The 2,508-nt window shown below is 37.0% G+C and carries 6 protein-coding genes; 2 read left to right on the top strand and 4 right to left on the bottom strand.

All coding sequences use genetic code 11. The annotated features are described in order from the left end of the window. Positions 1 to 182: 182 nt before the first annotated feature. Positions 183 to 584, top strand: a complete 402-nt coding sequence (locus HC733_RS21955) for a helix-turn-helix domain-containing protein (protein ID WP_190367108.1) — start codon at positions 183 to 185, stop codon at positions 582 to 584. On the opposite strand, the gene HC733_RS21950 is transcribed toward HC733_RS21955, so the two are convergent. The 4 genes from HC733_RS21950 to HC733_RS21935 form a co-directional block, all read right to left on the bottom strand. After that, positions 581 to 910, bottom strand: coding sequence for a hypothetical protein (locus HC733_RS21950; protein ID WP_190367107.1), 330 nt, complete (start codon positions 908 to 910; stop codon positions 581 to 583). The genes HC733_RS21955 and HC733_RS21950 overlap by 4 nt on opposite strands. Further along, positions 910 to 1,419, bottom strand: coding sequence for a hypothetical protein (locus tag HC733_RS21945; protein ID WP_190367106.1), 510 nt, complete (start codon positions 1,417 to 1,419; stop codon positions 910 to 912). Before HC733_RS21945 ends, HC733_RS21950 begins: the two co-directional genes overlap by 1 nt. Positions 1,420 to 1,464: 45 nt before the next feature. After that, positions 1,465 to 1,707: a hypothetical protein gene (locus HC733_RS21940; RefSeq protein WP_190367105.1), complete on the bottom strand. Its 243-nt coding sequence runs from the start codon at positions 1,705 to 1,707 to the stop codon at positions 1,465 to 1,467. 67 nt (positions 1,708 to 1,774) lie between these two features. After that, complete coding sequence (locus HC733_RS21935; protein WP_190367104.1) at positions 1,775 to 1,942, bottom strand: hypothetical protein; 168 nt, start codon at positions 1,940 to 1,942, stop codon at positions 1,775 to 1,777. A gap of 360 nt (positions 1,943 to 2,302) precedes the next feature. Here HC733_RS21935 and HC733_RS21930 point away from each other — a divergent pair. Further along, positions 2,303 to 2,508, top strand: a 206-nt coding sequence (locus HC733_RS21930) for a hypothetical protein (protein WP_190367073.1), incomplete at its 3' end; no start/stop codon positions are given.

The following is a 2,508-nucleotide window of genomic DNA, read 5'->3' as shown; positions in this document are numbered from 1 at the left end:
AATGTATACCCCTTGTCTGCAATGGCAGCTTTAATTTCGTGAGATTTCATAGTAATCTACCTTTTTGAATGAACCCTTTTGTGATGTTTTGGCGAACGGTAAACAAAAGGGTTTGGTTAGTGTTGAGTTGATTATTGTGCACAAATCCGCACAAGTCAACATTTTTGAGCGGATTAAAGCGCATGATTGGTACTCGTCTAAAAGAAGAGCGTAAGCGGCTGGGTTTAAATCAAGATGACTTTTCTGCATTAGCAGGAGCAAAAAGAAGAGCTCTAGTCGATTGGGAAAAAGGTATTACGTCGCCTACGGCCACACAGCTATCAATGTTTGCTGAGGCTGGCGTTGATACTCAGTACGTTCTTACTGGTAAAAAACTTACGGCCTGTTATTCTGAGAATGAAATATTAGAGGGTATCAGCTCGTTTCTGTTTGAATCTGCCGAGCTTGGTTGGTTAACAAAGGAAAAAAATACTCCCTTTTCTACTGTTTTGAACTTTGCTGTTTTTTCAGTGAAGAAAGCAGCTGGTGAAGATATCCAATTTTCAACCAAAGATAATAACAACACGTTTAAAAAAGAGGGTTAAAGACTCTCTTTAAACTTAAAACCTATCTTGACAACATTTAATTGCTCCATTTCGTATGCAACTTGTGCGTTGTAATCAATGTAGTATTTATGTGCATTTTCTTTCCAATTCTGTAATGAGTTATATCTAACATCGCACTCTGCTATTTGTGTGGTCTTTACATAATCTATTGCCAGTTGATGTGCTTTAATTTGGAACTCTTTTTGTACTTCCTTTTCAACCTCTCTTCTGGCTTTATCAATAGGCGTGCTTTTATGTTTGAAAACCTGTACAACCAAAAATACCAAAGTGATCGTCAAAATAGCTAAATATAACAAACCAAACATTAGACAACTTTCCTTTTGCTATTTATGAATTCTTTAGCGCCTGTGATCAGCGGGAACAATAAAATCACACTATTTGCAACATGCCCAGTATTAACGCCCACTGTGTATGCTTCCTGTAGGAGTTTAGTTTGCCAAACTACGCCATCTAGGTATGTAGCTATCTGCAAAAACGCTAACCCTGCTAAACATACAGAGATGCTGAATGCTTCAAAGTCCAATTTAATATTCACGTATCTGTGAGCCATAACAATAAGTGCAATACAAAGTGCATCTATACTCGCCCAAGTAGAAAACCAGTAAATCAGGTTGTCAGATCTAGATGTTGCTAATTCCCATAGCCATGGTTCTAGTTTTAAGTTTATGAAGTGAGACGCACACCAAACTGTGGCAACGATTAAATATGACTGACTACTGCGCCCTGCGAAAAACACCAATATTGGAATAACTATAGATATAAGCCACAACCAATTATTTAGTTGGTATAGTAATTCGGAGTAGACAGCCATCATTGTTGAGTTCCCTTTAATCCTTAAGCGAAAGCGATTTTACTGATTTTAAGGTTTTACCGTTGGTTTTTCAGTGACTGGATACACATATGCGCCATAAGCGGCTTGAGTACCAATTGGATTATTGCCACTACCGTTACCACCAAAAACCTTCTTAACTTTTTCTGTTGATATTGTATTTGTACTTTTTGGAATAGGGTTATTACCACTACCATTACCTGCCGCTACTAATCGGATCAATCCTTCTTTTAGTTCTTTTAACTTATAAGTATCTCGTTTTGCCTTGTTCATAATATAACTCCTTAAAGTATGGAGCCTAAAGCTTACCATTTCTTTAGTGTTCATCTCTTAAACTAGATTAATAAACAGCAAATGGCTCTGTACCACCACCGCCACCCGCACTAAGCGGTTTTAGGTGACCATACGCCCTAAAAGGTGGAGTCGCAGGATCGTTGCCACTCCCATTCCCACCCACTACGTGGCTAAGGGCTTTTTTAGGCAGGGTATTACGTAGTTGCTTTTTCATTTGAACGTCTCAAATACCAAATTAAATTTGTGATAGTTCCAAATACAGCGAGAGGAGTATGAACAACATCCTGTTGCTAGATTGGTTACTAAATCCATTAACAGGACTATAACACTATACCAAATGTTTAGTATAGTGTTTGGTCAAGGTTTTTATGAAAAAATTCATTTAAACCCTTTGTTTATGTAGCTATGCTGTGTTTTAAATCATTTTTGATTTATTAGATGAGTTCAAAACATGAGCCAAAAAGTATACATAGGTTTAACAAATGAGACTTTTACTAGTAAGATGAAGTGGCTCTACAAAAGCTTTGATTATTTGATGAAACTGTAATTAACAAAAAGTTTAAAAAGATTTTATATGAAAATTTTTGCGCTTGTCCTGCTATGCCTAGTGGGTGTTTACTTTATGATCCCAACCAAAGTGACGGGTGATGCATACATACTAACAAAGTCACGCGATACTGTTCCGATGTCATTGATAGAAGTTCATGCTTATGATTATGGTGAGTTTGCAGATTTTTTAGCAAATCAACGCCATTATGCCGCAATGAATTGTGGTGTTGT

The organism is Pseudoalteromonas sp. S16_S37 (assembly GCF_014694405.1).
Classification (GTDB): domain Bacteria; phylum Pseudomonadota; class Gammaproteobacteria; order Enterobacterales; family Alteromonadaceae; genus Pseudoalteromonas.
This window is presented reverse-complemented; position numbering and strand designations above follow the sequence as displayed.